At 42.5% G+C, this 19,397-nt stretch carries 20 protein-coding genes; 17 read left to right on the top strand and 3 right to left on the bottom strand.

Features of this window, described 5'->3' with window-relative positions; all coding sequences use genetic code 11:
* Nucleotides 1–8: 8 nt before the first annotated feature.
* From ACNOGP_RS03050 to ACNOGP_RS03015, 8 genes are all read left to right on the top strand, one after another.
* Nucleotides 9–296 carry a RyR domain-containing protein gene (locus ACNOGP_RS03050; RefSeq protein ID WP_195533850.1) on the top strand — a complete coding sequence of 96 codons (288 nt, stop codon included), beginning with the start codon at nucleotides 9–11 and terminating at the stop codon, nucleotides 294–296.
* A 21-nt stretch (nucleotides 297–317) separates the two neighbouring features.
* The gene (locus ACNOGP_RS03045) at nucleotides 318–2,633 is read left to right on the top strand and encodes a hypothetical protein (protein ID WP_418214037.1); all 2,316 of its coding nucleotides are present in this window, start codon (nucleotides 318–320) and stop codon (nucleotides 2,631–2,633) included.
* Between the two features lie 121 nt (nucleotides 2,634–2,754).
* Nucleotides 2,755–3,834 carry an AAA family ATPase gene (locus tag ACNOGP_RS03040; protein ID WP_143865184.1) on the top strand — a complete coding sequence of 360 codons (1,080 nt, stop codon included), beginning with the start codon at nucleotides 2,755–2,757 and terminating at the stop codon, nucleotides 3,832–3,834.
* A complete protein-coding gene (locus tag ACNOGP_RS03035) occupies nucleotides 3,831–4,439 on the top strand; it encodes a DUF3226 domain-containing protein (protein ID WP_418214036.1) in 609 nt (202 codons plus the stop codon). Before ACNOGP_RS03040 ends, ACNOGP_RS03035 begins: the two co-directional genes overlap by 4 nt.
* A gap of 18 nt (nucleotides 4,440–4,457) precedes the next feature.
* Entirely contained in the window at nucleotides 4,458–5,249 is a 792-nt protein-coding gene (locus tag ACNOGP_RS03030; RefSeq protein ID WP_418214035.1) for a polysaccharide deacetylase family protein, read from the top strand.
* Nucleotides 5,250–5,257: 8 nt separating this feature from the next.
* On the top strand, nucleotides 5,258–6,220 hold the full coding sequence (locus ACNOGP_RS03025; protein WP_418214034.1) for a glycosyltransferase family 2 protein: 963 nt from the start codon (nucleotides 5,258–5,260) through the stop codon (nucleotides 6,218–6,220).
* Nucleotides 6,198–6,620, top strand: a complete 423-nt coding sequence (locus ACNOGP_RS03020; protein WP_418214033.1) for a GtrA family protein — start codon at nucleotides 6,198–6,200, stop codon at nucleotides 6,618–6,620. Before ACNOGP_RS03025 ends, ACNOGP_RS03020 begins: the two co-directional genes overlap by 23 nt.
* A gap of 42 nt (nucleotides 6,621–6,662) precedes the next feature.
* Nucleotides 6,663–8,636, top strand: a complete 1,974-nt coding sequence (locus ACNOGP_RS03015) for an LTA synthase family protein (protein ID WP_418214032.1) — start codon at nucleotides 6,663–6,665, stop codon at nucleotides 8,634–8,636.
* Here ACNOGP_RS03015 and ACNOGP_RS03010 read toward each other — a convergent pair.
* Both ACNOGP_RS03010 and ACNOGP_RS03005 read right to left on the bottom strand, forming a co-directional pair.
* On the bottom strand, nucleotides 8,626–10,356 hold the full coding sequence (locus tag ACNOGP_RS03010) for an ArnT family glycosyltransferase (RefSeq protein ID WP_418214031.1): 1,731 nt from the start codon (nucleotides 10,354–10,356) through the stop codon (nucleotides 8,626–8,628). The two genes, ACNOGP_RS03015 and ACNOGP_RS03010, sit on opposite strands and share 11 nt — an antisense overlap.
* A 29-nt stretch (nucleotides 10,357–10,385) precedes the next feature.
* Nucleotides 10,386–11,015, bottom strand: coding sequence for a viroplasmin family protein (locus ACNOGP_RS03005; protein ID WP_186966369.1), 630 nt, complete (start codon nucleotides 11,013–11,015; stop codon nucleotides 10,386–10,388).
* 124 nt (nucleotides 11,016–11,139) lie between these two features.
* Here ACNOGP_RS03005 and ACNOGP_RS03000 point away from each other — a divergent pair, with 124 nt between their 5' ends.
* The 7 genes from ACNOGP_RS03000 to ACNOGP_RS02970 all read left to right on the top strand — a co-directional run bounded on the left by ACNOGP_RS03000 (nucleotide 11,140) and on the right by ACNOGP_RS02970 (nucleotide 17,014).
* Nucleotides 11,140–11,742 (top strand): nitroreductase family protein, encoded by a 603-nt coding sequence (locus tag ACNOGP_RS03000; RefSeq protein WP_418214030.1) that lies wholly within the window; start codon nucleotides 11,140–11,142, stop codon nucleotides 11,740–11,742.
* A 40-nt stretch (nucleotides 11,743–11,782) separates the two neighbouring features.
* On the top strand, nucleotides 11,783–12,310 hold the full coding sequence (locus tag ACNOGP_RS02995) for a shikimate kinase (protein ID WP_007756430.1): 528 nt from the start codon (nucleotides 11,783–11,785) through the stop codon (nucleotides 12,308–12,310).
* A 99-nt stretch (nucleotides 12,311–12,409) separates the two neighbouring features.
* Complete coding sequence (speA, locus tag ACNOGP_RS02990; protein WP_418214029.1) at nucleotides 12,410–14,302, top strand: biosynthetic arginine decarboxylase; 1,893 nt, start codon at nucleotides 12,410–12,412, stop codon at nucleotides 14,300–14,302.
* A gap of 2 nt (nucleotides 14,303–14,304) precedes the next feature.
* Nucleotides 14,305–15,078 (top strand): acetylglutamate kinase, encoded by a 774-nt coding sequence (gene argB, locus ACNOGP_RS02985; RefSeq protein WP_017142741.1) that lies wholly within the window; start codon nucleotides 14,305–14,307, stop codon nucleotides 15,076–15,078.
* Nucleotides 15,079–15,139: 61 nt separating this feature from the next.
* The gene (locus ACNOGP_RS02980; protein WP_143865175.1) at nucleotides 15,140–15,649 is read left to right on the top strand and encodes an RNA polymerase sigma factor; all 510 of its coding nucleotides are present in this window, start codon (nucleotides 15,140–15,142) and stop codon (nucleotides 15,647–15,649) included.
* Nucleotides 15,639–16,118, top strand: a complete 480-nt coding sequence (locus tag ACNOGP_RS02975; RefSeq protein WP_143865174.1) for a hypothetical protein — start codon at nucleotides 15,639–15,641, stop codon at nucleotides 16,116–16,118. The genes ACNOGP_RS02980 and ACNOGP_RS02975 overlap by 11 nt, the downstream gene beginning before the upstream one ends.
* A gap of 191 nt (nucleotides 16,119–16,309) precedes the next feature.
* Nucleotides 16,310–17,014, top strand: a complete 705-nt coding sequence (locus ACNOGP_RS02970; RefSeq protein WP_195474710.1) for a SprT family zinc-dependent metalloprotease — start codon at nucleotides 16,310–16,312, stop codon at nucleotides 17,012–17,014.
* Between the two features lie 9 nt (nucleotides 17,015–17,023).
* Here ACNOGP_RS02970 and ACNOGP_RS02965 read toward each other — a convergent pair whose 3' ends face one another.
* Complete coding sequence (locus ACNOGP_RS02965) at nucleotides 17,024–17,419, bottom strand: hypothetical protein (RefSeq protein WP_186966373.1); 396 nt, start codon at nucleotides 17,417–17,419, stop codon at nucleotides 17,024–17,026.
* A gap of 172 nt (nucleotides 17,420–17,591) precedes the next feature.
* Between ACNOGP_RS02965 and rimP the strand changes: the two genes are divergently transcribed.
* Together rimP and nusA are read left to right on the top strand one after the other, a co-directional pair.
* Entirely contained in the window at nucleotides 17,592–18,059 is a 468-nt protein-coding gene (rimP, locus tag ACNOGP_RS02960) for a ribosome assembly cofactor RimP (RefSeq protein ID WP_007763224.1), read from the top strand.
* Between the two features lie 2 nt (nucleotides 18,060–18,061).
* Nucleotides 18,062–19,327 carry a transcription termination factor NusA gene (gene nusA, locus ACNOGP_RS02955; RefSeq protein ID WP_007756462.1) on the top strand — a complete coding sequence of 422 codons (1,266 nt, stop codon included), beginning with the start codon at nucleotides 18,062–18,064 and terminating at the stop codon, nucleotides 19,325–19,327.
* Nucleotides 19,328–19,397: the final 70 nt, after the last annotated feature.

Genomic DNA, 19,397 nt, shown 5'->3' with positions numbered 1-19,397 from the left:
AGAGTTGTATGGAGAAATATATTCCAAGTCCTTTGAATACTGAGGGTATTGTTTTGTCAGAAGAGCTATTGGAGTTGACAGAGTTTATGGCGCGTAATGTACATGAGGTCTGGGCTGCTACACGTATGGCACAGGGTTGGGTGTACGGCAAGGAACGTAATGATACTTTAAAGGAACACCCCTGTTTGGTTCCTTATGAGGAATTGCCGGAGTCTGAGAAAAAGTATGATCGTGACACGGCTATTGAAACCTTGAAACTGATAAAAAGCTTGAATTATGAAATCCATAAGGTTTGATGTATGATAAGTTGATTTACTATGAAAAAAAACACTCATTTAAGTCTGTTTGTCTGGGCGACAGGCTTTGTCATATTGGGATTTGCTTTCGGAATTCCGATACTTTGGCTTTTGGCATTTATTGGTTTTATTGGAACTGCAATTTGTTATAATTATTATACGATACACCAGCGTCGCTATTCTTCGTGGATAGAACTGATAGATCGTGTGATTTCAAGCGGAATTTATACGCAAATTTGGGCTTTTATAGCTTTAATGGCGGCTATTTTATTCGTTTTTATCGTTATTGTTTTTGTTTTCGATATACACCTGTATTCTGATGATACTTTTGGGCTTTGGGAGAAGATACGGGGAGTCGTTTTGCTTTTTCTGGATCCGGGATTTTTCTCTGTTGAAAATTCGACTGGAATACAAATCTTTGCAATGCTTATTTCGTTTATAGGTATGGTGTTGCTAGGTGGAGTATTTATCTCGACTGTTTCCAATATAGTTGAGCGCCGGGTAGATTCTTTAAGAAATGGTTTGGTTGTCTATGACCATTTTGATGAGCATTATGTGATTATCGGTTATAGTGAGATTGCCGTTATATTAATATTGGATATTTTCAAACATTATGGTTGGGATTGCGGAGTGGTGGTAAATAAAGAAATGAAGATTGACGGCAAACTGCTTGATAAACTGCCAAAAGTGTTGATACTTACTAATCAGGATGTTCATGTGGTGCGAGCTCAGATTTGGGCGCATTTACCAAAGAAGATAGAGGAACGTGTTGTCCTGTATGCTGGTAATATTGATTCTTATGAGCATATTCATAATTTGAATATTCAAAGGGCGAAAGAGGTTTATGTATTGGGGGAACAGAATGAATATGGAAGAGACACGAAGAATTTGGAATGTGTACATCTAATTTCCGAAATAAGAGGTTGCGGACGGGAGCCTCTTCAGGTAAATGTCCAATTTGACAGAATTTCTTCTTATTCCATTATACAACGGCTCAATTTACCTAAAGAATATATTCAGGATAAGAATGGGAATCCGAATATTTATTTTCGGCCTTTTAACTTTTTTGAGAATTGGGGACGTATTTTGTGGGGGTTCTATGAATTTAAACGGAAAAGATATGATTCTCTTGATTTTGAACCGCTAGTGAATGATAAGTATGTGCATTTGGTAATTGTTGGTTTTAATAGAATGGGGCGAGCTTTGTTGTTAGAGGCTTTACGGGTATGTCATTATCCCAACTTTATGGAAGCTGATGAGGAGGCAGGTGTTATTGCACAAAATAAAACCCGCATTACAATAGTGGACAAATCGATGGATGAACTTCTGCCTCTTTTTAAAGCGCAGTACCCTTATTTGTCTCAAATAGAGGATATTGATATTGAATTTTTAAATAACAAAGTGGAAGATGAGCTTGTCTGCGAACGATTAAAGGAGGCGGCGATGGAGGAGAGGGCACTTTTGACGGTTGCTATTTGTTTGCGAGACCCGGATTTAAGCCTTGCGGTTGGTTTGAGCTTACCGGAAGCCGTATATTATTCAGTTGAAGAACGTAAGGATGAGCAGGGAAATGTAATTGTGAATGATATGGGAAAGGTAGAGTATAGAATAAAAAGCGGTAATTCGAGAGTCTTGATCAGGCAGGAATTGCGTTCGGGAATAGGAGGTATATTGGATAAAGAAGATGGAAAATATATCCATGTAAGGACTTTTGGACAATGTATGGAAGGTGTTAGCGATGAACTGTTGGATGATACTATGGCGATGTATGTGAACGCTTATTTCTCTGTAAAATACTGTGACTTTGATGGTTTGTGTTGCAAAAAAGAGAAAGATGCACTTGATTCAATTTTGTTGGATTATTGGAGTCGGGTTCTATCTTCGACGCTAGAAGGTAAACCTAATCCGAAGGATTTTGTAGGATGGTTATTTGTCGATCGGGAATTTATGGATAATATAGCGTTTCGATTATGGATATACCAACCGGAGCATTTTAGATTCTCTAATCGTTACCAGGTAGATATGTATGGTACGTATTTGAAGTATCTTTCTCCTGAATTGAAAGATATGTATCCTCTGCAAGCGTTGGCTCAGATGGAACATTTAAGGTGGTGTGCGGAAAGAAGTATTGTGGGATATAAGTCTGCTACTGATGTTAATTTGAAAGATGATAATTACAGGTTACATCGATTAATAATGCCTTTTAATAAGTTGGGAATTGATAGGCGTTTTGAAAAGGAAAAAGAAAAGGATGAAGATGTGATAGGTAATTTAGAAAAATTGATTAAGTTGCTGGCTCCTGCGGATTATGTAGGAAGAAACCTTTTTGCTGGCTAATGTTAATGATTAGGGACTTAAATTTGAAATTTCTATCTTTGCTGCATTATTAAAATAATATATAAAAGCATCAAGATATAACAGATTTATTGTAACTTTACCCGCTAAATAACAGAATAATATGGTTTTTAATGAGGTTGAAATAAATAATTTTAGAGGAATAAAACATCTTGTTCTTTCTGATTTAAGGCAAATAAATTTGCTGGTAGGTAAAAATAATTGCGGTAAATCGACAGTGCTTGATGGTATATTTTTATTGTCTGGATTTTCAAATCCTCTTCTTAACTTAAGAATCAATCAATTTAGAGATTATAATAGGTTCAATGAAGAAGATCTTGCTTTGAACTTTTATAATATGATTTCTGACAATCATATTCAAATATCTGGTAATATGATGGATGGAACTATTAGAGAATTGAAAATCACTCCTATCGTTTCCGAATCTCAAATCGTTATATCTAAAGAGGATATTTCTACTCAGGCTCTTTCAAATAAAGAAGCTAATATAAGTACCGGCTTGACAATGAATTTTAGCTATACCAAAGCTGATAATGAAAAGAAAAGTGATAGCGCGGCAATTATCATTACCTCGAAAGGAGTTGATGGCAATATAAAAGTAAGGTCCTCTAAGGAATACAAAGAGACGCTATCCGGGGTATATATTAATTCTAAATTTGCATTCAATATTGCCGTTGATAACTTGACACGTATAATAGAAGAAAAACAGGAGCAAGTAATAGTGGAAATATTGCAACATATAGAACCTAGAATAAAGTCTATTGCAGTGTTAAAATCAGGCGTTAATGTTGACATAGGGTTGAATAGATTGGTTCCTATTAATATGTTAGGGGATGGAATAAGGAAATTATTAGCGATAATAACATCTCTCTATGAATGTAAGAAAGGACTTGTTCTTATCGATGAAATAGATAATGGGATGCATTTTTCTTCTTTATCTTCTTTATGGAAAGCTATTATAAAAACTGCGAACTTATTGGATGTTCAGGTTTTTGCAACTACACATAATATTGAATCTTTGCAGTCTTTAAATAAAGTATTATCTGATAGTGAATGTATTGAATCTCAAAATGATATAATGTGTTATTCATTGAGGCATATGCCAACAGACGAATTGAAAGCTTATCAATATCCCTATGAAAAGTTTCAGTATGTTATTAATCAAGAAATTGAAATACGATGATTAGAATTTTTGTAGAGGGGAGAGATTCAGAGTTTTTAGACAAGTACCTCCTTTCCCTTTTTGGGGAAAACAAAGGAATGTGGGAAATTATTCAAGCTGGAGGGTATAGCAAGCTGCACTTATTAGATCAGCAATTTAAAGAAAATACAGAACGAGGGGGGGGTAATTTGATAATCTTTGATGCGGATTCTGCTGACAATGGGGGAGGATATATTGTCAGGAAAAGCTATCTTCAAGAGAGATTGGAAGAACTATCTATATCTGCTGAATTATTTTTATTTCCAAATGACAAAGAAGATGGCGATTTTGAATTATTATTAGAACATATTGTTAATGAAGAGCATACATGCCTTCTAAAATGCTTTGAGGGTTATGAAAAGTGTGTTGCTGGACATGTAGATAACGAAGGTAATCCTCAATATATTACTCCAAATAGAAAAGCCAAAATATATGCTTATTTAGAGTCTATAAAGAAATCAAAAAAAGAACTTGAACGTTTTAAGAACAAAAAAGAGTTTTTTTTCGATAATCCTAAGTATTGGAATTTAGAGGCTGAGTATTTGCTTCCTCTAAAACAATTTTTATTGAATGTTATTCAAATCTGATTAGAAAGCTAATTGACAATGATATTATTAAGTTTTGACACAGAGGAGTTTGATGTACCCCGTGAACATGGAGTGGACTTTCCGCTGGATAAGGCAATGGAAGTATCGGTTTATGGTACGAACAAGATACTGGACTGTCTGAAAAAGAATGGGGTGCGGGCTACTTTTTTCTGTACAAGCAACTTTGCGGAGAATGCTCCGGAGGTGATGCGCCGTATTATGGATGAAGGGCATGAAGTGGCGGCTCATGGGTGTGACCATTGGCAACCTCAGGTTTCGGATGTCAGTCGTTCCAAAGAAATACTCGAACGGTTGACGGGGAGGAAGATAGAGGGGTATCGCCAGCCGCGTATGTTTCCGGTGTCCGATGAAGAGATAGAGCGGATGGGATATCTGTATAATTCTTCATTGAATCCGGCGTTTATTCCCGGCAGATATATGCATCTTTCCGAGCCGCGTACTTGCTTTATGACGGGTAAGGTTCTTCAAATTCCTGCGTCGGTGACTCCGTGGATACGTTTTCCGCTATTCTGGTTGTCTTGCCATAATCTTCCGGTGAAGTTGTACCAATGGATGGCAAACAGGGTGCTGAAGCACGACGGCTATTTTGTGACCTATTTCCACCCGTGGGAGTTTTATTCATTGAATGAACATCCCGAATTTAAAATGCCGTTTATTATCCGTAATCATTCCGGCAAAGGGATGGAAGAACGGCTGGATCTGTTGATCCGTAACTTCAAGGAGAAGAAAGCCAATTTCCTGACGTACTCGGAATTTGCGAAAATGAAACGGACAGAACTAACTAAATAGAACGAGAAATGATTAAATTGGCAATTGTGTCTCCCTGCTATAATGAGGAAGAAGTGTTGGAACAGTCAGCCGCCCGTTTGACAGCCTTGTTTGATGAGCTGGTTGGGAAGGAAAAGATCAGTGCGGACAGTTTCGTGCTTTTTGTAAATGATGGTAGCAAGGACCGTACGTGGAACATTATCAAGAAGCTGCATAAGGAAAATCCTTACGTGAAAGGAATGAATCTGGCCCGGAACGTAGGTCATCAGAGCGCTATCATGGCAGGGATGATGACTGCCAAAGATTGGAGTGACGCCGTTGTTACCATTGATGCGGATTTGCAGGATGACTTGAATGCGATAGAGGAAATGATTGATGCTTATACAGCCGGTTACGATGTGGTGTACGGAGTGAAGGTCTCCCGCCAGGCCGACCCGTTGTTGAAACGTCTCTCCGCTACGGCTTTCTACAAACTGCAGCGCAGGATGGGAGTGGAATCCATTTATAACCATGCCGATTTCCGCTTTCTGAGCCGAAGGGTGCTGGAACAGTTGTCACATTATCAAGAGCGTAATCTATACTTGCGCGGCATTATTCCTCTGTTGGGCTTTCCTTCTACTACGGTGGACGACGTGATTCAGGAACGCACAGCCGGAAGCTCTAAATATACTCTGCGGAAAATGCTGGGACTGGCTCTCGACGGAATAACCTCATTCTCGGTGAAGCCGATTTATGGCATTGTCTATTTGGGTATTATCTTTGTCTTTATCAGCATTCTGATCGGTTTTTATGTCCTCTATTCGTTGATTGCGGGAACGGCGGAACATGGCTGGGCCTCTCTGATGTTGTCCGTATGGTTTGTAGGCGGTGTCGTCCTGATGTCAATCGGTGCGGTAGGGCTGTACATCGGAAAGATATATAAAGAGGTGAAACATCGTCCGCTTTATAATGTAGAAGAGGTGTTATGCGATGAGGATAAACAAAGTCATTAAAGAGACATGGGAACAACACCCGGACTGGCAGGAGAAATTCTGGCAGTTTATGCGTTTTGGCATCGTCGGTACGATATCTTCGGCGATTCACTATGGCGTATATTGTCTGGTGCTGTTGGCAGCCAATCCGACGCTTTCTTTTACGGCAGGTTATGCAGTCGGATTTGTCTGTAACTATTTTCTAACTACATTCTTTACATTCCGTTCCAAACCCTCATCCCGCAACGCCGTCGGGTTTGGTTTTAGTCATTTACTCAATTATCTGCTTGAGGTAGGTTTGCTGAACCTTTTCCTGTGGATCGGATTCGGTGAGTTTCTCGCTCCTATATTGGTGCTTATCGTAGTCGTTCCCATCAATTTCCTGATTCTTCACTTCGTATATACTTATAAAAATAAATAGTAGGGCTGCTTTCAGAACTATTCATAAAAAGAAAAAGCTATTATGAAACGTTTTCTAAATCTTATTGTATATATACTTTCCGTACATCTTTCCGCACTGATAATCACCGGATTGTTCAGAGGGGTATTGTTCATTTCTTCTCACCATCAACTGACTGCCGAAGCACTGTCTGATAAAAGTCTGTCATTGATAGCATTTATACATGGGGTATGGTTCGATAACGTGATAGGTTGTTACATATTACTGCTTCCGCTGACGGTAGCTGTAGCCTGTGGGCTTTGCAACTGTTACGGGAAGGCTTTATTCCGTTTCTTCACTATCTTCTTCGGTGTCTTTTATGGGTTGGTGTATCTGATCAGTGCGGCCGATATTCCTTATTTCGCCTACTTTTTCAAGCATATCAATTCTTCCATTTTCGAATGGTTCGGTTATGCGGGTACTACTGCGGGGATGATATTGGGAGAGACTTCCTATTATTTATCCATTGCCTTATTCCTGCTCTTTCTGATTGGCTTTATTGTGTGGATTGCCTTTCTTGGCCGGTATTTCCGTCACCGTTGCCTGTCTGCTCCCGGTTCATTCCCTTGCTTGGAACGAAGTGTTGCGGGTTTGGTAGGGCTTGGCTTGATCGGGCTTTGTGTATTTGGCATTAGGGGACGTACAGGCTATAATCCGATCAAGGTAAGTGCCGCTTATTTCTGTCAGGATGCCTTTTTGAATCAGTTGGGAGTCAGTCCGACCTTTAATTTGTTGACGAGCGTGCTGGACGACCGACGGCCGGAAAACAGATATCTGCATCTGATGGATGAACAGGAAGCGTTGGAAAAAGTAAAAGCTTTGTTAGCACGGCCGGGTGAACCGGATGTCTCTCCGTTGGCGGTTTATCGGCATAATTCCCAGGATAGTGTATCGCAACGCCGTCCCAATGTGGTATTGATTATGATGGAGTCGATGTCGTCCAATTTTATGAAACGTTTCGGGCAGTCACAGAATCTGACTCCTTTTTTGGATAGCCTGTATGCCTGTTCCCTTAGTTTCCCCAACTTTTATTCGGCGGGGATTCACACCAATCATGGTTTGTACGCTACTTTATATTCTTTTCCTGCCATGATGAAACGGAACTTGATGAAAGGTTCGGTGATTCCCCATTATTCGGGATTGCCTACGGTATTGAAGGAGAATGGATATCATAATCTGTTTTTTATGACACATGAAGGGCAGTACGATAATATGAATGCCTTTTTCAGGACGAACGGTTTTGATGAGGTCTTTGCTCAGGAAGATTATCCGTCTGAGAAGGTTGTGAATAGTTTTGGAGTACAGGATGATTTCTTATACGACTATGCTATTCCGGTTTTGAATCGGACGGCAGACGAAGGGCAACCGTTTTTCGCTACCTTATTGTCAATCAGCAATCATCCGCCTTATGTAATACCTCCTTATTTCCATCCCCGAACGGACAAACCGGAAACTCAGATTGTGGAATATGCGGACTGGGCCTTGCGTAAATTTTTCGAAGAAGCGCGCAAGCAGTCGTGGTTTGAGAATACGATATTCGTGTTGGAGGGAGATCATGGCAAATTGGTTGGGGATGCGGAGTGTGAGCTTCCGCAATCGTATAATCATATCCCGTTGATGATTTATTCCAACGGTATAACTCCTGCGGAACATACGGCTTTTGGCGGACAAATAGACATACAGCCTACGGTATTGGGACTGTTGGGTATTGATTATTTGCAGAATAATTTCGGAGTGGACCTGTTGAAAGAAGAACGTCCGTGTATGTTTTATACAGCCGATAATATGATTGTAGGCCGTAATGCGACTCAGTTGTATATGTACAATTATGAGACGAATCAGGAATTTGCCTATCATACCGATAATGGAAAGCTGGTTCACGTTCCGATGGATGATAGTTTTCTGCCCTTGAAAGAATATAGTTTTTCCATGCTCCAGTCAGCGGAATATCTGGTGAAGCATGGAAAAACAGTGAATTCATCCGAGACTACTTTTTGATGAATTTGTATATCTCGGCAGTTTGGCGAAGAACGGGTTTGGGTGATTGATAGACTCGTTCGAATTGGTAGCCTTCCTTTTCGAACTCGGGAAGATTCCGTTCTGCATCCTGCATTCCTATTAGCAAGAATCCTTCCGAAGGACGGTCTTTGTAGAAGTTTCCGATCCGGTTTCCCAGATAGAAGTTGATCTCAAAATAGTGTACAGGGTCACCTATGGAACGTACACCGGCTTCGATAAATTCGTAAAGCGTGCCTGCACTTGCCGGTACTACTCGGTCTATCTCCGCAGCAACGGATTTTACCGATTTTGAATTGAGAATAGGTGGCTGGTAAGCTCCGTCCAGTGCGATATACATTCCCATAGTCAGGGCAACGATGGCATAGAGGAATCGGTTGCTGAGTGTATATTTGCGTTGATAGAACCACCAGCAGATGCCAAGCAACGTAGGAATGGCAATTAATATGAAAGAGCCGATTCCGTTAATGTTCTGTATGGCACGCAGGAAATTGATGTTGTTCTGCGCATGACGGCCTTGAAAGATTGTTTCCGGGATAAGACCGCATTTCACGGCAATGAAACAGGCAAATAATAGTAAACTCAGTACGGCGAGGATACTACCATATACTTTTATCACTTTAGAGCGTTTCTTCACCAGATAGAATAAATATTTGGCCAGGAAGTATGCGATGAAAGGATAAATAGGCATTAGGTATACGCTACGTTTACTTTGCGGTATGCAATAGAATATGAATGTGGCAACTATGCTGGTAAGAGCGAACAAATCCACCGGATCCATATTCTTGATCCATGCGGTAAAGCGTTTCCACCAGGCAACCGGCTGGATACTGAATTTATGATAGGTGAGACTGAAAAGAGAAAGCACTGCCAATAACGTCCAAGGTACATAACCGGCAAACAGGGTTACGAAGTTGTAATGCCAGGGATTCACGCAGGAGTCGTAACTCATTGTGTTGGTCATACGTCCGAAGTTCTCTTCCATGACTAATGCAAGGAATTCTTCTCCCCCTTGTTGGTAAGCGGCTATGTACCAACAGAACGGCAAGATGAGTGAAAGGATGGCCCATGCGGAAAGGAGAAGGAAAGCCCTGAAGAAGTTTACTCCTCTGAGCAGAAGGAATACACCTGTAACCAGACAGGGAATGATAGTACCTACCGGACCTTTGGTCAACGTTCCCAAACTCATAAGAAGGATGGCTAGCCAGGGAATACCTTTAAGCCCTTTCTCGTACCATCTGTAAAAACAATATAACGCACAGACGGTGAGGGCTGTCAGCACCATATCCACCCGGCAGTTGGCTCCGGCACGATGCAACTCGAAGTTGGTCAAGGTGATGAATGCGGTGAGCAGCGCCACTTCCGTTCCTTTTCTTTTGGCGAAGAAAAGAAAACCGAAAAGAGTCATGGAGATTAGCGCGATGGCCGATGGCAAACGGGAAGTCATCTCCGTAACCTGACCGCCGTTCAATGTTGAAACGGCTGCAATAGTCCAATGGAAGAAAGGTGGTTTGTAGGGTATCTCTCCTCCATTATTTCTCGGCAAAACCCAGTTGTCGCTTTCCAACATAGAATAGGATACAATCGATTCGCGGGGCTCGCCTTTGGTGTGATATTCCGGCAGCCCGAGAAAAGGAAGGATCGTTACTACGCAAATGACTAATAGTAGCCAGAAAGCTTTGTTAGAAGTCAATGTTTTCATATTTACTTGTTTTGAATTTTATATCATGTTTATTTTCTTCCGAAGTCCGCCGGGATTTCTCCCCATTCTTTCGTTTCCCATTTGAGGATACGGGTAGTGTAGGTATTCGTGTTCAGCCACTTTTCCGCCCGTTCTATCAATTGGAATAGTGCTTCTGTTTCCTCATTTCGGGGGAGTTTGGTCTTGCACTTCTTTTGTCGTACCCAACTGATGGCATTGACACTGTCGCTATAAATGGGCATATCGAATCCTTTCTGTTTCAATAGCGCCAGTCCGTGCACGATAGCCAGAAATTCTCCGATATTATTCGTTCCTTTCATCGGACCGAAATGGAAGATCTCTTGTCGGCTGGCTATGTGTACGCCGCGATATTCCATAGGACCGGGATTTCCACTGCAAGCCGCGTCTACCGCCAGACTATTGTCTATCACGGAAGGAGGCAACAGATCGGAGGATATCTTTTCATTTTTCTTTTTTGCGTTTTTTCCTATATAAGCGTATGGTGAGGCTGAGAGTGCGCGTTCGGCTTCTTCACGGGTGTCGAAAGATTTATATTTGGCGCCTTCATACCCTTTGATTTGGAGCTGGCAATCCGTCCAGGAGGTATAAACTCCGGGAGTGACGCCTTCCCATACTACGTAGAATTTCTGTTTAGCCATAAAAGATAATGGTTTATTCGGCTGCGAAGGTACGAATATATTCTCTAACTGAACAAGTTAGTAGAGTTACTTGTTATAAAAAAAAGAGAGTTTAAGAAATATCATATATAAGAAAGGAAATATTATGGAAAGATCTTTTAGTGAAGCATTAAAACATCGTCGGACTTACTATTCAATTACTAATCAGTCACCTATATCCGATCAGGAAATCGAGTGTATCGTGAGTACGGTTGTTCGTCATGTGCCTTCGGCATTTAATTCCCAGTCCACACGCGTGGTGTTACTGCTGGGTGAGTCTCACAAGAAATTGTGGAAAATCGTGAAAGACGCTTTGAAGAAGATTGTGCCGGCAGACGCCTTTGTGAAAACAGAGGAGAAGATAGACCACTCATTTGCTTGTGGATATGGAACTGTGTTGTTCTTTGAAGATCAGAAAGTAGTCAAAGGGCTTCAGGAAGCTTTCCCCTCCTATCAGGAAAACTTTCCGGAATGGTCGCTGCAAACTTCCGCCATGCACCAACTGGCTATGTGGACAATGCTGGAAGATGTGGGCTTCGGAGCGTCATTGCAACATTATAACCCGTTGATTGACGAGGAAGTGCGTCGGACATGGAACTTGCCGGAGCATTGGCACTTGATTGCCGAAATGCCGTTCGGGCTTCCTGCCGAAAAACCGGGAGAAAAAGAATTCCAACCGCTCGAAGAAAGAGTGAAAATCTTTAAATAATGAAATAAATGACTAATTTTGCAGGTAAAATTAGTCATTTATGATTCGTATCTTCCTTACCGGCTATATGGGCGCCGGAAAAACGACATTGGGCAAGGCTTTTGCCCGCAAGATGAATATACCGTTCATTGATCTGGATTGGTATATCGAAGAGCGTTTCCACAAAACGGTGGGAGAGTTATTCACAGAACGGGGTGAGGCCGGATTCAGGGAGCTGGAGAGGAATATGCTTCATGAGGTAGCCGAGTTCGAAAATGTGGTAATCTCTACGGGTGGGGGAGCGCCTTGTTTTTTTGATAATATGGAGTTTATGAATCGGGCAGGTAAGACGGTTTTTCTGGATGTGCATCCCGATGTGCTGTTCAGACGCTTGCGTGTGGCCAAGCAGCAGCGTCCCATCCTTCAGGGAAAAGAAGATGACGAGTTGAAGACTTTTATCATACAGGCACTTGAAAAACGCGCGCCTTTTTATCATCAGGCACATTATATCTTTAATGCGGACGAATTGGAAGACCGATGGCAGATTGAAACATCGGTGCAACGTTTGCAACAACTTCTCGGATTATAACATAATTGAACGAATTAATAGGCAATTAATTGGCAAGATGTAGATAAATCTGTATTTTTGCCCTCCAATTATTTACTAAAAACACTGAATTACAGAAAAATGAGAAAGTGGCGTATTGAAGATTCTGAGGAACTCTACAACATCACGGGTTGGGGGACCTCGTACTTTGGTATTAATGACAAAGGACATGTCGTTGTTACACCGCGTAGAGACGGAGTGACTGTCGATCTGAAAGAATTGGTTGACGAGTTGCAGTTGCGGGATGTGGCAGCCCCTATGCTGGTACGTTTTCCGGATATTCTGGACAACCGTATTGAAAAGATGTCGTCTTGTTTCAAACAGGCGGCTGAGGAATACGGGTATAAAGCACAGAACTTTATTATCTATCCGATCAAGGTCAACCAGATGCGCCCTGTAGTGGAGGAAATTATCAGTCACGGAAAGAAGTTCAATCTTGGACTGGAAGCTGGTTCCAAGCCTGAGCTCCATGCGGTGATTGCCGTCAATACGGATTCCGACTCATTGATTGTCTGCAATGGTTATAAAGACGAAAGTTATATAGAGCTGGCTTTGCTTGCCCAAAAAATGGGTAAACGTATCTTCCTTGTTGTGGAGAAGATGAACGAGCTTAAGCTGATAGCGAAGATGGCAAAACAGCTGAATGTGGAACCCAACATCGGTATCCGTATCAAACTCGCTTCTTCCGGTAGCGGAAAGTGGGAAGAGTCGGGAGGAGATGCCAGCAAGTTCGGCTTGACTTCCAGTGAGTTGCTCGAAGCACTCGATTTTCTGGAAAGTAAGGGAATGAAGGATTGTCTGAAGTTGATTCATTTCCATATCGGAAGTCAGGTGACGAAGATCCGCCGCATCAAGACCGCCTTGCGCGAGGCTTCACAGTTCTATGTGCAACTTCATTCGATGGGATTCAAGGTCGAGTTTGTCGATATCGGCGGCGGATTGGGAGTCGATTATGACGGAACACGTTCATCCAGCAGTGAGGGGAGTGTCAATTATTCGATCCAGGAATATGTGAACGACTCGATTTCCACTTTGGTGGACGTGAGTGACAAGAACGGTATCCCGCATCCGAACATCATAACAGAGAGTGGCCGTGCCTTGACGGCGCATCATTCGGTACTTATCTTTGAGGTGCTCGAAACGGCTACCTTGCCCGAATGGGACGATGAAGAGGAGATTGCTCCGGATGCACATGAACTGGTGCAGGATTTGTATGCCATTTGGGATACACTGAACCAGAATAAGATGTTGGAGGCTTGGCATGATGCGCAGCAGATCAGGGAAGAGGCGTTGGATTTGTTTAGTCATGGAATCGTGGACTTGAAGACCCGTGCGCAGATCGAGCGTCTGTATTGGTCGATCACTCGTGAGATCAATCAGATTGCCGGTGGTTTGAAACATGCGCCTGATGAATTCCGGGGATTGTCTAAGTTGTTGGCGGATAAATACTTCTGTAACTTCTCATTGTTCCAGTCATTGCCGGACTCTTGGGCGATTGACCAGATATTCCCGATTATGCCTATACAGCGGTTGGATGAAAAGCCCGAACGTTCGGCTACTTTGCAGGATATAACCTGTGATTCGGACGGTAAGATTGCCAACTTTATTTCTACGCGTAATGTAGCTCATTATCTGCCTGTACATGCTTTGAAGAAAACGGAGCCTTATTATGTCGCTGTTTTCCTGGTGGGGGCTTATCAGGAGATTTTGGGAGATATGCATAACTTATTCGGTGACACGAATGCCGTACACGTTTCGGTGAATGAGAAGGGATACAGTATCGAACAGATTATTGATGGAGAAACGGTAGCGGAAGTATTGGACTATGTGCAATACAGTCCGAAGAAATTGGTACGTACACTCGAAACTTGGGTGACGAAATCGGTGAAAGAGGGTAAGATCTCTTTGGAAGAGGGAAAAGAATTTCTTTCCAACTACCGTTCGGGACTTTATGGATATACGTATTTGGAATAATAATGAGAGAAAAACTAACAGTAATTAAGGTGGGTGGCAAAATCGTAGAAGAGGAAGCCACCCTTCGTCAGTTGTTAAATGACTTTGCTGCCATTGAAGGACACAAAGTGCTGGTTCACGGCGGCGGTCGTTCGGCTACAAAGATTGCCGCACAACTGGGTATTGAAAGTAAAATGGTGAATGGTCGCCGTATTACTGATGCGGAGACATTGAAAGTGGTAACTATGGTGTATGGCGGTTTGGTCAATAAGAGTATTGTTGCCGGACTGCAGGCACGTGGAGTGAATGCACTCGGATTGACCGGGGCGGATATGAATGTGATCCGGTCGGTGAAACGTCCGGTCAAGGATGTAGATTACGGATTTGTTGGGGATGTGGAAAAGGTGGATGCAACTTTACTGTCGGACTTGATACACAAAGGAGTTGTTCCGGTGATGGCTCCGTTGACACATGACGGACAGGGAAATATGCTGAATACCAATGCGGATACGATTGCTGGAGAGACGGCTAAGGCTTTGTCGGCACTGTTTGATGTGACGTTGGTATATTGTTTCGAAAAGAAAGGAGTGCTGCGCGACGAGAACGATGACGATAGTGTGATTCCGCAGATTACCCGTGCCGAATTCGAACAATACGTAGCCGACGGCGTTATTCAAGGCGGTATGATTCCGAAGTTGGAGAACTCTTTTGAAGCAATAAATGCGGGAGTGTCGGAAGTGATAATCACCTTAGCGTCAGCGATTAACGACAATGGAGGAACAAGAATAAAAAAATAATTCAAAAAAAAGTAGTGGGCGCCTGTAACTTTTCGTATCCTAGCCCGTCATTATTATAGAGATGCAAGAAATCAGCTTCCGAAACGATATTTTGCCGTTGAAAGATAAACTCTTTCGATTGGCTCTCAGAATTACTCTGGATAGAGCCGAAGCCGAGGATGTCGTTCAGGATACCATGATAAGAGTGTGGAACAAGCGTGATGAGTGGTCGCAATTCGAATCGGTCGAAGCCTATTGCCTGATTGTGGCAAAGAATCTGGCGATAGACCGGAGTCAGAAGAAAGAAGCTCAGAATGTGGAACTCACTCCGGAAATGGAGGAGGAGCCTGATGCCAATAGTCCGTATGACCGGATGGTTCATGATGAAAAAATGAGGATCATTAACAGACTGGTCGACGAACTTCCCGAAAAACAGCGGCTTATCATGCAACTGAGGGACATTGAAGGTGAAAGCTATAAAAAAATTGCAGCCCTTCTGAATCTGACCGAGGAACAGGTAAAAGTAAATCTGTTCAGAGCCAGACAAAAGGTGAAACAAAGGTATTTAGAAATTGACGAATATGGATTATAAAGATATAGAACAGCTCTTGGAGCGATATTGGCAATGCGAGACTTCCGTTGAGGAGGAAGCGGCATTGCGTGACTTCTTCTTAAAAGAAGAGGTTCCGGCTCATCTGCTCCGTTATAAGAACTTGTTCGTTTATCAACAGGTTCAGCAAGAGGTAGGGCTGGGCGAAGACTTTGACGCGCGTATTCTGGCAGAGGTAGAACCGGTGGTGGTAAAAGCAAAACGCTTGACGCTGGTCGGTCGCTTCGTTCCTCTGTTCAAGGCGGCTGCCGTAATTGCAATTATCCTGTCGTTGGGGAATGTGGCGCAACATTCTTTTTCCGGAGATGACGGAAGTGTATTGGCAGCAGATACCATTGGTAAACAGGTAACCGCACCGTCGGTCGCAATCTCGAATGACGTGAAAGCGGATCAGGCACTCGTTGACAGTTTGGCGAGGATTGATCATAAGGCGCACGTTATGAATGAATAGACATTTTCATTTGCTTTAAACATATAATATAGTTAGTGTGCTTAATTAAAACAACAACGAAGGCGAAACTGTGAAGTTTTCAATTCTCTCAATTTTTTAGATTAAAACTAACTAAATAAATGGGCTACCGCGTGATGCAGTAGCCCTTTTATGTATCACCTTACTTTTTTTATTAATTTTGTGTCTCAATTATGATGAAGGAAACAATTATAGAAGATAGTGAATTGGGATGTTTGATCGTGCGTGTCAATCCGCGTGCGCGAAGTCTGGTGTTCCGCACAAAGAGAGAAGCTGTCTATGTCTCGGTTCCTCCGGGCACTACGTTGAAAGAAGTAAAGCAGGCGATCGAAAATCTTCGTGGAAGACTTCTGGCTTCCCGTCAAAAGATGGGTCGGGCGTTGATTGATTTGAATTATAAGATTGAAGCTGAGTTTTTCAAACTGTCTCTGGTATCCGGAGAGAAAGACCGCTTTCTGGCAAATTCACGATTGGGCTTTATGCAAATCGTTTGTCCGCCTGATGCGGACTTTGCGGACGAAAATCTGCAGGATTGGCTGCGTAAGGTGATTGAAGAGTCAATGAGGAGGAATGCGAAAAGTATCCTTCCGCCACGTTTGGAACGCTTGGCCAGGCAACATGGTCTGTCTTACACAAGCGTGAAAATAAATTCCAGCCAAGGCAGATGGGGGAGCTGCTCGGGGCGGAAAGCTATTAATTTGTCCTATTATCTGGTGTTACTACCCTCTCATCTGATAGACTACGTACTTCTGCATGAACTGTGCCATACCCGCGAGATGAATCACGGCGAACGTTTCTGGGCGCTCCTGAATCAATTTACGGAAGGCAAGGCATTGGCGCTTCGAGGAGAACTGAAGAAATATCGTACAGAAATATAAGGCTTAATCCTATCGTGCCAGTTGCTTGATGCCATCCGCCTCTTTCTCAAACCGGTAAGTTCCTCCCTTCTCGCTAAGGTCAAAAGTGGATACCAGTTCCGTTTGATTGTCTACAATCAGTAATGCGCTCTGTTCGGCAAAACGACCGACTTCGACCGTGTACGGCTCTTCGGGCATGGTTCGGTTGGAAATCAGACTGTCGTTGACAAATAAGGAAATGGAATCTCCGGCAAATCCTTTGACCAGGCTGATGGTATAGGTTTCGATGAAATGTCGTTCTTCCTGCTTTTCCCGTTGCAGACGCATACTCATATAAATAAAAATAACAACGACAAAGATGACGGCAAAAGCCAGGATTCCGTTGCCTACCATGAACTGTTTATTGGTGTTTAGACGATGTGCCATAGTGCTTATTTTTTTAATTGCGGTGTAAAGATACAAAGATAAGGCTGTTAATTCATACTTTTTTTCTTTAATGTTTTGTAGTCGAACAGATTATTTATATCTTTGCAACCGAAAACGGATGAAAGGTGGAGGGGCGATTAAGCTCCTTTTTTTGTTCTTATATAGTTAATAAATGATAGAAAAGAAAACTGTTTGTCAGATTGTAGAAGAGTGGCTGGAAGGAAAAGACTACTTTCTAGTAGAAGTGACCGTGAGCCCGGATGACAAGATCGTGGTTGAGATAGACCATGCGGAAGGTGTTTGGATTGAAGATTGTGTGGAGCTTAGCCGCTACATAGAGTCGAAACTGAACCGTGAAGAGGAGGATTATGAACTGGAAGTGGGTTCGGCCGGTATCGGACAGCCCTTTAAGGTGCTGCAACAGTATTACATCCACATCGGACAGGAAGTGGAAGTGATGACTAAGGGTGGACAGAAACTGACCGGTGTTCTGAAAGATGCGGATGAAGAGAAATTTACAGTGTCTGTACAGAAGAAAGTGAAAATGGAAGGTGCTAAGCGTCCGAAACTGGTGGAAGAGGACGAAACCTTCACTTACGAGCAAATAAAATATACTAAATACTTAATTAGCTTTAAATAGTTATGGCCAAAAAAGAAGAAACAATCAGCTTGATTGATACATTTTCGGAATTTAAGGAACTGAAAAATATCGATAGAACGACGATGGTTAGCGTACTGGAAGAGTCGTTTCGTAGTGTTATCGCGAAAATGTTTGGCACCGATGAGAATTACGACGTGATCGTGAACCCGGACAAGGGGGACTTCGAGATATGGCGTAACCGTGAAGTTGTGGCCGATGAAGACCTGACGAACCCGAATATGCAGATCTCATTGAGTGAAGCGCAGAAAATCGATGCTTCCTATGAGGTGGGTGAAGAGGTGACTGACGAAGTGATCTTTGCCAAATTCGGTCGTCGTGCTATCCTGAATCTCCGCCAAACATTGGCTTCCAAGATTCTGGAATTGGAAAAAGACAGTATTTATAATAAATATATAGATAAGGTAGGTACAATCATCAATGCAGAAGTTTATCAAATCTGGAAAAAGGAAATGTTGCTTCTGGACGATGAAGGAAACGAGTTGCTGTTGCCGAAGACGGAGCAAATCCCAAGCGATTTCTATCGTAAAGGTGAAACGGCCCGTGCGGTGGTTGCCCGCGTGGACAACAAGAATAATAATCCTAAGATTATCTTGTCACGTACTTCTCCCGTTTTCCTGCAACGTCTGTTCGAGATGGAAGTACCCGAAATTAATGATGGTTTGATTACCATTAAGAAGATTGCCCGTATTCCCGGCGAACGTGCCAAGATTGCGGTGGAATCATACGATGACAGAATCGACCCCGTAGGAGCCTGCGTAGGTGTAAAGGGTAGTCGTATTCATGGCATTGTTCGTGAATTGCGCAATGAGAATATTGATGTAATCAATTATACATCGAACATTTCATTGTTTATACAGCGTGCTTTGAGCCCGGCTAAGATTTCTTCTATCCGTCTGAACGAGGAGGAGAAAAAAGCGGAGGTATTCCTCAAACCGGAAGAAGTTTCGTTGGCTATCGGTAAAGGCGGTTTGAATATCAAACTGGCCAGTATGTTAACTGAGTACACTATCGACGTGTTCCGTGAGTTGGATGAGAGTGTAGCTGATGAGGATATCTATCTCGATGAATTCAGAGACGAAATCGACGGATGGGTGATCGACGCTATCAAAGCTATCGGCATCGATACGGCGAAGGCTGTGTTGAATGCTCCTCGTGAGATGTTGATTGAAAAGACGGACTTGGAAGAAGAGACGGTGGACGAGGTAATACGCATTTTGAAATCGGAGTTTGAAGAAAGTGAGAATTGAGAGTTGAGAGTGAATGTGGATTTTCTTCCACTCTCCACTCTCAATTCTCCACTCTCCACTTCTTAAAGCT

The sequence above is a fragment of the Bacteroides difficilis genome (assembly GCF_048319815.1).
GTDB classification, from domain to species: Bacteria; Bacteroidota; Bacteroidia; order Bacteroidales; family Bacteroidaceae; genus Bacteroides; species Bacteroides zhangwenhongii.
The sequence above is the reverse complement of the archived record's forward strand: the minus strand, read 5'-3'. Positions and strand labels throughout refer to the sequence as shown.